Origin of the sequence: Streptomyces chattanoogensis, from assembly GCF_001294335.1 — a bacterium.
Classification (GTDB): domain Bacteria; phylum Actinomycetota; class Actinomycetes; order Streptomycetales; family Streptomycetaceae; genus Streptomyces; species Streptomyces chattanoogensis.
In genome coordinates this window covers 1-746 of record NZ_LGKG01000033.1, presented here as the reverse complement: position 1 = coordinate 746, position 746 = coordinate 1, and the positions used below count along the sequence as shown (strand labels likewise).

General features: G+C 69.4%; 1 pseudogene. It reads right to left on the bottom strand.

The features are described from left to right. Positions 1-746: pseudogene (locus ADL29_RS06775) on the bottom strand (hypothetical protein); the annotation flags it as partial.

Here is a 746-nt window from a genome sequence, read left to right as displayed (position 1 = left end):
GATCTCCAACCGGTCCTGTGCGGCGTCGAGCGCCGTCCGCCGGACGCCCTTGACCTTGCCGCGAGGCTCCCCCGGCTTCGGTACGTCCTGCGACTTGATGTCGTACCGGGTCAGGGACTCTCGGACCATGTCGCCGGTGTAGCCGACGTAGAACTCGGGGGCGAGTTCTCGCAGCCGCTCGGCAACAACGTCCCACGGCATGCCGGCCTCGCCCGGCTGGATCACCGCGCGGACGTCGGCGAGCAGGTTCCGGGCCTCCACCTTCACCGTGTCGTCGCTGCTGACCACCGTGCCGCGGAGTCCTGCAGCCCGGGCGACGATCGCCGCCGCCGTTTCAGGGTTCGGGAAGTACGACCGGACCGCGCCCGGCTTCTCCAGCCCGACCATGACACCCCAGCCGGCGTCGATCTTCGGCCGGTACACGGTGCCCGTCAGGCCCCGCTTGTACGCCCCGGTGCCGAGGATCATGTCGTTCTCGACCTGGCCACCGACGGACAAGCACCATCGGATCGACACACAGCGGGTGATGTTCGGGGGCAGGCTGGTCGAGTCGGGGATCTGCGTGGACAGCACGATGATGACGCCGAGCGCCCGACCTCGCCGGATTGCCCGCTCCGCCATGTCGGCGGTCTCTGGCCGGGCGAGGAACAGCTCGTGCACCTCGTCGACCACGACGAGTACCGGGTGCAGGCCGGATCCCTTCCGCTTCGCCAGCTCGGGAGTCACCTTGCCCTGCGGTGCTTCGC